The sequence below is a fragment of the Streptomyces sp. NPDC058653 genome (assembly GCF_042716895.1).
Taxonomy (GTDB): Bacteria; Actinomycetota; Actinomycetes; order Streptomycetales; family Streptomycetaceae; genus Streptomyces.
In genome coordinates this window covers 30,918-40,195 of record NZ_JBHXRM010000060.1, presented here as the reverse complement: position 1 = coordinate 40,195, position 9,278 = coordinate 30,918, and the positions used below count along the sequence as shown (strand labels likewise).

Sequence of the window (9,278 nt, the reverse complement as noted above, 5' to 3'; positions counted from 1 at the left end):
CCCAATCCCTTGGCCATAGCCACAACCCTACTCAGGGGCTGGACTGGCCTTGCCGCACGCTTTCAGGCGGCTCAGACCATAAAGAACAAGCTCAGAGGCCGCCTCCAATGAGACGGACAACATTCATCACACACGTAGGAGACGGCGCTCATCCAGCAGCGCCCGCAGCGCCGGACCGAGGTCGGCAGCTTCGCCCGCATGTCCGGTCCGCAAGTCCGGAGTTGCCTCCCACTTTGCCGGTTGCGAGTGCGGAAACCACTCCCGTCGCCGTTGATGAACACAACAAGGTACGACTGCCGGCTCCGGCGCCAGCTGGGGCGGATCCCCCCCCCGCGACGGCTACGCCCAGGACTGGGCGAGCTGGATGAAGTTCTGCGCCGAAAGCGGGGTGCCCGGGCTGGCCGTCACCGCGGCCACCCTGGTGATGTTGCTGGATTGGCTGTGGACCCAATCCGGATGGAGGAGAACGGCGAGAGCCCCAGCCGGGGTCGAGCCCCGCCGCTGCGTGTCGACCGCCTCGCAAGGATCAGCGCCGCCAGCCCGGACAACCTCAATCGGCATCCGGGACCGCGCCCCCGCGACCTCATGCACTTCGCTTTCGCGGGCCCGCGAGCACGCACTTACCTTCACCGGGTACGCGACCACGCGGAGAGCGCCGCCGGGCTCCGGGCCGACCTGTGCGTCTCCAAGGTCCGTCCGCGCATCGCGCCGGTGCCCCGTGGCTTCCCGCCCCTCGATCAGTGCGCCGGGATCGAGATCCGGTCCCCCGGCCACAGAAGCCTCGCCGCATCCTCCCGCCTGCTGCGCCACGACCGGATCGTCATCGCCAAACAGGGCGGATGGGCCCCGCACTCCAAGGCCCTTGTCGGCGCGCCCCCGCATTCCCAGTGTCATGCGCCTCATCGGACGACGCGATTGCCCGTGCGGGCTGCCCGAAGGGGCACCGGCTGATGCCCCGGTCCGGCCGGTGCGCGACCTGGACGGTGAACGTTCGCGCGGTCAGGGTTGAAATGCCGGGACCGCCGCGGCGCGGGCGCGGCCGGACCGGCTGGCGACCGGTGCGGTCGGGGAGATGGTGATGAGCTCACACGATCACGATCACGATCACGATCACGGCCAGGATCACGCTCATGCTCTCGCTCACGAGAGCGAGCACGATCACGAACGGGAGTCGGAGCGGGAGTGGGAGCGGGCCCCCGAGCGGGACCACGACCGTCCGCCCGCCGGCGCGCGGGACACGACCGACGCCCCGGACGGGCGCGCCCACCACCTCTACCGCGCCGCGGCCACCGGACGTGCCGATGTGATCGGCGCCGCCGGAATGGGCTTCCTCCAACGGACCGTCGGCAACGGCGCGCTCGGCCCGGTGATCCAGCGTGCCCGGACCAGTTCGCCGGAGCAGGCGGAGGAGGAGCGGCGTTCGCCGGTGCACGAGGTCGTGTCGTCGGGCGGTTCGCCCCTCGACACCGACACCCGTACGGATCTGGAGAGCCGGATGGGCGCGGACTTCTCCGACGTACGGATCCACAACGACTCGGCCGCCCACGAGTCGGCGAAGGGCGTCGGCGCGCACGCCTACACCGTGGGCAACAACGTCGTCTTCCAGCGCGACGCGTACGACCCGTCGTCGCCGCAGGGCCGTACCACCCTCGCCCATGAGCTGACCCATGTGATCCAGCAGCGCCAAGGGCCGGTGGAGGGTACGGAGGCGCCGGGCGGCATCCGGGTCAGCGACCCGTCGGACCGGTTCGAACGGGAGGCCGTCGCGAACGCGGACCGGGTTCTGGCCGAACCGTCTCCGGCGTCCGCCCCGGCCGTGGACCCGGCCGGCCCCGCGCCGACTCCAGCCTCGGCGGCCACCGCCGTACAACGGGCGGCCACCGAGGACGAGGAGGAGCAACCTGCCGATGTCCAGGGCTCGTTCGTCCAGCGGGCGGAGTCGAAGAGCCCGGAGGAGGAGGAAGAGGCGCCGGCCTGATCACGGCCCGGTCGCGCCCCCTCAGCCTCCGGTGGCCGGCGTCATCGTCCCGCCCAGGAACAGCGACTCCGTGCACCGTGAGGGCGCCGGCGCCCCCACCGGCCGTCCGACCCTCCGGCAGTCGATGGTCATCGTGACCGTGCCGCCCGCGGGCACCACGATCGGGGTCACGAAGTGGTAGTCGGAGTCACGGAAGTTCTCCAGTCCCAGGCTCAGCACACGCGTCTCGGGCCCGGCCGAGACGACCACCGTCCCCGCGTCGCCTTGCGGGTTCTGCACCACGATGTCCGTCAGCTGGAAGGTCCGACCCGCGGGTACCCGCAAGGCCGTCCCGCTGTTCGCACCGCCACCCACCGTGTCGCTGACCCGTACCTGCGCGCTGGTCGGGGCGTTCGCCGAGGGGTCGTCCGCCGAGGGGCTTGGGCTCGGTGAGGAACTGGGCCCCGGTGTACCGCCGTCCGTCCCCGGCCCCGCGGAGTCGCCGCCCGCCGAGTCCGCCCCGCCCGAGTCCGCCCCGCCCGGGTCTCCGCCGTCCGGCGAGCCGCTCGGGTCGGCCTCGATCGCCGACCGTACGGCCTCCGGAGTGACGGCTTCCCGGGCCGCGGACTTCACCGCCGGGCGCAGCAACGCGTACCAGAGCCCGACCAGCGCGATCAGCACCACGGCGGCGACGACGAGTGCCCGGGGCAGCCAGGGCGGAAGGAGAGGTTCCTGCTGGTAGGAGCCGTCCACCAGAACGGGTTCCGGGGCTTCCTGGCCCTCGGCCGACGCCTGCGGGGCGGCGGAGACCTGGAAGGGGTGCGTGACCGGTGCGCCCCGCCACATCCGCTTGGCCGGCCGTACGCGCAGCTTCGCGAACTCGGCGCGGCCCGGCTCGATCCGGAGTTCGGGGACCGCGAAATCCACCCGCGCCAGCTCGGTACCGGGCTGGGCCGTGAGCCGTACGGTGACGGGTGTGTTGCCCCTGTTGTCGACGGCGAACCGGTGCCGTCCGTTCCGTGACCCGTGCGAACTGCGCGGCACCAACTCGGCCGTCGTCTCCGTGAACGGCAGGACGGTCACCCGTCCCTCGGGCACGACCCTTCCGGTCTGATCGCCCGTCGGCACCACCCTGACGCCGAACGGCGTCTCGCCCGCCGGGACCGTCGAGTCGCGGGGCGGGCGCAGCAGGAGCGACACGGCCCCGGAGTCGCCCGGGTACAGGGAGAGGACAGCGGGTTCCACCGCCGACCAGGCGGCGCACGCGCCGACCACCTCGAAGCGGTACTCCTCAACGGTCGGGCCGGAGTTCAGAACCCGCAGAGGAAGGGCCGTCTCCTCGCCCGGTTCGGCGGAGACGGACGATTCGTCCAGGCTTGCGGTGAGACTCATACCGCGGACCGTAAGGTCGTTGCCCCGGTGCGACATCGGCCGCGAAGGAACACTTTCGGGCAGATTCGCTGCCCGTGGCAACCTTTCAGTTTCCCTGTCGGGTGACACGGGAATCTTCAGTCCGCCTCACAACAGGTGGGGCGACCAATTACAGCTGTGAGGCCTGAGCCTTCCTGTGACGCTTCCGGCTGTTGCCCAGGGGGAGCATTCGCATGGAGCGCACCACTGTCGCTTTACGGGCTCAAGATCCGATATCCCAGGCCGGCGTGACCAGTCAATTGAGGGCCCGTCCCGAGGTCAGCGTCATGGAGTGGGACGACGACGCGTCACCACAGGTCGTGGTCATCGTCGTGGACGCGATCGACGAGGACGCGTTACGGACGCTGCGGCACATCCAGCGCACGACCGCCTGCCGCACCGTTCTCGTCACGACGAACATCGACGAGCAGAAGCTGGTGAGCGCGGCGGAGTGCGGCGTCGCCGGTGTGGTCAGACGGTCCGAGTCGACACCGGAGCATCTGGTCCATGTCATCGGGACGGTGGCGCGGGGCGAGGGACATCTCCCCTCCGACCTGCTCGGACGCCTCCTCGAAGAGGTCGGCAGACTGCAGGGTCAGGTGCTCGGGCCGCGTGGTCTGCACTTCACCGGTCTGGCGGCGCGTGAGGTGGATGTGCTCCGGCTGGTCGCCGAGGGCTATGACACCGCGGACATCGCGACGAAGCTGGCCTATTCCGAACGCACGATCAAGAACGTGCTGCATTCCGTGATGACGCGGCTGCAATTGCGCAATCGCTCGCACGCGGTGGCGTACGCGATGCGCCAGGGTCTTATCTGATCTCCGCGGATTGCCCCAAAGGGCAGTCGCCGCTTCCCGTCGGAATGGCTCGACTTCCGCTGTGTGTACGGGGGTTGTACGGGACCGTACAGGCGCGGCGGCATGCCCGGTGACACAGGGGGACGGGGAGGAACAGCGTGCGGTGGTCTCAGCGGGCTTGGGCGACGCGGGCGCGGGCGCGGGCGACCCGGGCGCGGGCGACCCGGGCGCGGGGACGGAGCCTGCCGAGCGGGCGGCCCCGGCGCCGCCGCACGGCGGGGCTCGTCCTGCTTCTGCTGACCACCGGTCTCGCGCTGGCGTCGGCGGTGTCGGCGACGGGATCGGGGGCGAACTCGGGGTCAGAAGCAGGACCTGGGAGAGCCGCGGCCGTTCCCGTTCCGTGGGTGACGCCCGCGACCCTCGACGAGGCGCTCGACCCGGGCGGTTCGACGGGGGTGGACAAGCAGGTGCTGACGCCGACGATTCCGCCGAAGCCGGAAGTCGTCCTGCTGGTGGACGGTACGAACAGCATGGATGAGCCGATCAAAATCGTGCGGAGGGATTTACCCCTCATCACCAATAAGATCCTTGGGGAACAGCCTGAATCGCGTTTCGCGGTCGCCACGTTCGGTGACCAGGAGGTCGATGAGCCGAACGCGGGATTCCGGGTGCTCCAGGGGCTGACGGACAACATGCAACTGGTGCAGACCGGTGTCGACGGGCTGGAAACAGGACTCGGTGCAAACAGCATGGGCCCGTCGGAGGACTGGATCAACGGTCTGTGGGAGATCGCCAACGGCGCTGGAGGTGAGACCGTCTTCCGCGAGGGCTCGAGCCCGGTCGTCGTCCTGATCAGCGACGCGTCGAGCCACGCGCCGAGCAACGGCCACACCATCGACGACACGATCGCCGACCTTCAGGACAAGGGGGTCCGGGTGATCGGCATCGAGGTGGACAGCAACCGTGGTGACGGTCTGAACGGCAACGGCAACGCCAACAACCCTGAATTTCCCGATCAGATCGAGGATCCGCCGACAGAGGTCGGCCAGGCCACCCGGATCATCGAAGCCACCCGTGGCCGGCTACTGGAAGGCATCGAGCCGGATGCGACGGCCCAGGCGATCATCGACAGCTTCGACAATCTCCCCACCACCGTCGGCCATGAACTCCACGACTGCGACCCCCATCTCACCGTGACGCTGGACCCGCCGACGCGGCAGCTCACCAGCGGCCAAACCGCGCAGTTCGCGGAGAACGTCGACGTGTCGGCCGACGCCCCCCAGGGCACGACCCTGACCTGTACGGTGCAGTTCCTCCAGCTCGGCCCGCAGATACCGGGGACGGACTCGCTCGGCCCGGCCGCCGTACCGGATCCCGACTTCCAGCAACAGATCAGCATCACCGTGAACGACATCAACGACCCGGTCGTCACCGTGGACGACCGTACGGTCAGGGCGGAGAACGACGACGGAGCTCGTGTCAACTTCCCCGCCACCGCCACCGACGCCCAGGACGGCGAGCTGCCGGTGACGTGCGATCCCGGGTCGGGAGCGCTCTTCCCTGTGGGGGTGACCACGGTCAGCTGCTCGGCCACGGACATGGCGGGCAACACCGGTACGGACACAGCCCGGTTCGAGGTGCTGGAGCCTCCCGTGCCGCCGTCGTCGGACCTCGCGGTCCAGACCGACGTCAGCCCGGACCGTACGTACATCGGCCGCCCGGCCCGCGCCCGGTTCACGGTCACCAACGCGGGACCGGACGCGGCGAGGGGGGTCGTCCTCACGGCGGCCTGGCCCGCGCCGTCCCGTGCCGCCGACCGGACACTGCCCGCACTGAACCGCTGCACGGCGGCGCGCCCATGCACGATCCCCGCCGGAGGTCGTATCGAAGTGACGCAGACCGCGACCTATCGCGCGGCGATCACCGGCGACGTACGGGCCTCCGTGCGCGGCACACTGCCGGACCGCCGTGCGGCGAACAACAGGGACACGGACCGGCTGCGCGTCCTGAAGCCCTCGCTGGAGGTGACCCCACTGGTCGCCAAGCCAGGCCAGCCCGTGCTGGCGCGGGGCAAGGACTATCCGCCCGGTGAGACCGTACGGCTCACCTGGTCCCTCGGGATCACGGCCGACAGATCGGGTGTACGGGTGGGACGCGACGGCACCTTCGAGGTGCAGATGCTGGTGCTGCGCAAGGACACGCTGGGTCCGCGCGTACTGCGGGCCGACGCCACGGACCTGCCCCGGCTCCAGAAACCGGTCCTGGTGGTCCAACGCAACCTCCAGCCACCGGACTTCGTGGGCCGGTCATGAGTGACGCGCGTGCGACGGGGCGGGTCACCGGATGATCCACGAGGTGGACGACGTCCTGCGGAGCCTGATCCGGGCGGAGGTCCTCGAAGGCGGCCAGATCGCGGTGGTCTTCGACGCACCGACGAGGGAGTGGGCCGCCAAGGTCAACTCGCCGATGGTCAACCTCTATCTCTACGACATCCGGGAGGACATGCGCCGGCGCGAACGCGGCCTGCACAACGAGTACGACGAGCGCGGTGCGATCGTCGCCCGCCGCCGCCCGCCGCGCTACTTCAAGCTGTCGTATCTGATCACCGCGTGGACGAAGCGGCCGGAGGACGAACACCGGCTGCTGTCCTCGCTGTTGGCGTGTCTGCTGCGGTACGAGGCGCTGCCGCCGGAACGGCTGACGGGCTCGCTGGCGGAGATCGGGGCGGCGGTCCCGCTGTCGATCGCGCTGCCACCGCCGGAGGACCGGTCGTTCGCGGACGTGTGGAGCGCGCTGGGCGGGGAGTTGAAGCCGTCGCTGGACCTGGTGATCAGTGTTCCGGTGACGTCGTCGCCGGTCTACGAGGCGGGTCCGCCGGTGGGTGACGAGGGTCTGCGGGCGCGGTTCGGGGACGTACCGGCGCGGAGCGCGGATTCAGGTGCGGGCGCGGGACAGCCGGTGTACGGCTCGCGGCCGGGCCGCCCGCCCCGGGAAGTGGGGTCGCCCCGGTCGTCCGGCGCCGTGCGGATCACGGAGACGCACGGTACGACGCCGGAGGACGTATGAGGGGGGCCTCGAACCTGCGATACCTGCTGGCGCGGGCGGTCGCGGTCGAGCAGCGGGTCCGCCGGGCGGTCGAGGCGAGGCGAGCCACCGATCCGGACCCGGACGACGGTTTCCGGGGCCTGTATCTGACGGAGGAGAACGTCGCGAGGCTGCTGGACGAGGAAGGGTCCCGTTCGTACCCGCCCCTTGACGAGGAGCCGCTCGAAAGCCCCTCGGACTCCCGACTCACGTATCTGGCAGGGGAGTTCACCCTCACCCCACTCGACGTCGAGATCCTGCTCATCGCGCTGGTACCGGATCTGGACGACCGGTTCGAGGCTTTCTACGGCTACTTGAACGACGATGTGACCCGTCGCCGCCCGTCCATCGGTCTGGCCCTCGGCCTGTGCGGCTCGACCCCGGCGGACCAGGAGGCGCGCGCCCGGCTGGCCGCCGAGTCCCCACTGCGGGCCGGCGGACTGCTCCTGGTCGAGGACCTGGAACGGCCTTTCCTGAGCCGCGCGTTACGCGTACCGGACAGGGTCACGGCCCACCTGCTGGGCAACGACACGCCGGACCCACGGCTCGCCGATCTGCTGGCCCCGTGGCGCGCGGTACCGGGTGTCGGCGACCCGGCGCCGCTCGCCGGGGTCCTGTCCGACGGCGTACGGCTGGCCTATCTCAGCGAGGACCAGGGCGGCGCGGGTACGGCACTGGCCGCGTCGGCGCTGACGGCGGCGGGCCTGGGTGTGCTGGGCCTGGACCTGGCACGGCTGGCGGAAGATCCCTCACCGGCGGACGCGGTACGCGCCCTGGTCCGCGAGGCCCGACTGTCGGGGGCCGGACTGGTGTGCGCGCCGCTGGACGCGGTGTCCCGCGAACACCCGCACCTGCTAAGGCTCCTGACCGCCACCCCGGTGCCGACAATCCTGGTGGGCCGAGCGCCCTGGGACGCGTCGTGGTCCACCTCTCCCCCGCTGCTACTGCACGCTCCGCGCGTGGAGCCGTCGGCGCGCGGGGCCCTGTGGATGGACGCGTACAAACAGTGGGCCCCCGCCCCGCTCCCACCCACGATCGACGCGGGCCATCTGCTGGCCCCGTTCCTGCTCACCCCGGAACAGGTGACGGGCGCCGCCCGCTCGGCCGCCCAGACGGCCCGTCTGGCCGGTGGCGTACTCACCCCCGACCACGTACGCCAGGGGGCCCGCGCCCAGAACGCGGCGGGCCTGGACCGCCTCGCGCGCCGCATCGAACCCACGGTGACTTGGGACGATCTGGTCCTCCCACCCGACACCCACGCCCAACTCCGCGAACTCACGGCCCGCGCCCGCCACCGCGACCGGGTGCTGGGCGAGTGGGGCATGCGCCCAGGAGGCGGCAGGGGTCGGGGAGTCTCGGCCCTGTTCGCGGGCGACTCGGGCACGGGCAAGACGATGTCGGCGGAGGTGATCGCGGCGGATCTGGGCCTGGACCTCTACACGGTCGATCTGGCGACGGTGATCGACAAGTACGTGGGCGAGACCGAGAAGAACCTTGAGCGCATCTTCACGGAGGCGGCGGGCGTGAACGGGGTGCTGCTCTTCGACGAGGCAGACGCGATCTTCGGCAAACGCTCGGACGTGAAGGACGCGCACGACCGCTACGCGAACGTGGAGAGCGCGTACCTGTTGCAACGGATGGAGTCCTTCGACGGCCTGGCCATCCTGGCGACGAACCTCCGCGCCAACCTGGACGACGCCTTCACCCGCCGCCTGGACCTGGTCATCGACTTCCCGGTCCCGGACCCCACGCAACGCCTCCTGCTCTGGGAACGCTGCCTGGGCCCCCTGCTACCGAGGGGCACGGACCTGGATCTCCCGTTCTGCGCGGAGAACTTCGAGCTGGCGGGGGGCAACATCCGCTCGATAGCGGTGACGTCGGCGTACTTGTCGGCGGACACGGGCACGCCGGTGACGATGAAGACGCTGATCCACGCGATCCAACGGGAGTACCAAAAGCTTGGCCGGCTGACCCTGGCCTCGGAGTTCGGGCCGTACCTGAGCCTGGTGCAGGGCTGAACGGGTCTTCGG

The 9,278-nt window shown here is 70.6% G+C and carries 7 protein-coding genes; 5 read left to right on the top strand and 2 right to left on the bottom strand.

Translation table 11 applies throughout. The features are described from left to right. Positions 1-339: 339 nt before the first annotated feature. The gene (locus ACFWU9_RS33520) at positions 340-894 is read right to left on the bottom strand and encodes a hypothetical protein (protein ID WP_384324850.1); all 555 of its coding nucleotides are present in this window, start codon (positions 892-894) and stop codon (positions 340-342) included. A 178-nt stretch (positions 895-1,072) separates the two neighbouring features. Between ACFWU9_RS33520 and ACFWU9_RS33515 the strand changes: the two genes are divergently transcribed. Then, complete coding sequence (locus ACFWU9_RS33515) at positions 1,073-1,978, top strand: DUF4157 domain-containing protein (protein WP_384324849.1); 906 nt, start codon at positions 1,073-1,075, stop codon at positions 1,976-1,978. A 21-nt stretch (positions 1,979-1,999) separates the two neighbouring features. Here the strand turns inward: ACFWU9_RS33515 and ACFWU9_RS33510 are convergent, their stop codons facing one another. Further along, on the bottom strand, positions 2,000-3,349 hold the full coding sequence (locus ACFWU9_RS33510) for a hypothetical protein (RefSeq protein ID WP_384324848.1): 1,350 nt from the start codon (positions 3,347-3,349) through the stop codon (positions 2,000-2,002). 212 nt (positions 3,350-3,561) lie between these two features. Between ACFWU9_RS33510 and ACFWU9_RS33505 the strand changes: the two genes are divergently transcribed. From ACFWU9_RS33505 to ACFWU9_RS33490, 4 genes are all read left to right on the top strand, one after another. Then, on the top strand, positions 3,562-4,185 hold the full coding sequence (locus ACFWU9_RS33505; RefSeq protein WP_384324847.1) for a response regulator transcription factor: 624 nt from the start codon (positions 3,562-3,564) through the stop codon (positions 4,183-4,185). A 383-nt stretch (positions 4,186-4,568) separates the two neighbouring features. Beyond that, positions 4,569-6,476, top strand: a complete 1,908-nt coding sequence (locus ACFWU9_RS33500; RefSeq protein ID WP_384324846.1) for a VWA domain-containing protein — start codon at positions 4,569-4,571, stop codon at positions 6,474-6,476. Positions 6,477-6,507: 31 nt separating this feature from the next. Beyond that, positions 6,508-7,230: a DUF4255 domain-containing protein gene (locus tag ACFWU9_RS33495; RefSeq protein ID WP_384324845.1), complete on the top strand. Its 723-nt coding sequence runs from the start codon at positions 6,508-6,510 to the stop codon at positions 7,228-7,230. Next, a complete protein-coding gene (locus ACFWU9_RS33490; protein ID WP_384324844.1) occupies positions 7,227-9,266 on the top strand; it encodes an ATP-binding protein in 2,040 nt (679 codons plus the stop codon). Before ACFWU9_RS33495 ends, ACFWU9_RS33490 begins: the two co-directional genes overlap by 4 nt. Positions 9,267-9,278: the final 12 nt, after the last annotated feature.

Bases quoted from the DNA above. Each gene is read 5' to 3' on its own strand.
- ACFWU9_RS33510 (WP_384324848.1), bottom strand. From the start codon at position 3,349: ATGAGTCTCACCGCAAGCCTGGACGAATCGTCCGTCTCCGCCGAACCG.
- ACFWU9_RS33490 (WP_384324844.1), top strand. From the start codon at position 7,227: ATGAGGGGGGCCTCGAACCTGCGATACCTGCTGGCGCGGGCGGTCGCG.
- ACFWU9_RS33515 (WP_384324849.1), top strand. From the start codon at position 1,073: ATGGTGATGAGCTCACACGATCACGATCACGATCACGATCACGGCCAG.
- ACFWU9_RS33495 (WP_384324845.1), top strand. From the start codon at position 6,508: ATGATCCACGAGGTGGACGACGTCCTGCGGAGCCTGATCCGGGCGGAG.
- ACFWU9_RS33520 (WP_384324850.1), bottom strand. From the start codon at position 894: ATGACACTGGGAATGCGGGGGCGCGCCGACAAGGGCCTTGGAGTGCGG.
- ACFWU9_RS33505 (WP_384324847.1), top strand. From the start codon at position 3,562: ATGGAGCGCACCACTGTCGCTTTACGGGCTCAAGATCCGATATCCCAG.